Below are 209 nucleotides of genomic sequence, written 5' to 3' on the forward strand. Positions count from 1 at the left end.
GACCGTCTTCGTCTCGTCGGCGCCCGATTTCACAGGGCAGGCCGCAGTGGCCAACGGCGCGTCCGAAATTCTCGGGGAAATCTTCGGCGAAGCGGGAAGGCATTCGCGCTCGGCCGTGGGCGTAGCCGTCCTCCCCTTGGACACCCCGGTCGAAGTCGAGGTCCAGTTCGCGACCGTGTGAGCTCCGCGCGGGTCGCGTGGACGGCCCA

1 protein-coding gene is annotated in these 209 nt (G+C 68.4%); it reads left to right on the plus strand.

What is annotated here, in order from left to right; translation table 11 throughout:
- Nucleotides 1-181 (plus strand): RidA family protein (locus ACO48X_RS10700; protein WP_485002069.1); only part of this gene is annotated, 181 nt, incomplete at its 5' end.
- Nucleotides 182-209: the final 28 nt, after the last annotated feature.

This window comes from Peptidiphaga sp., from assembly GCF_057238965.1.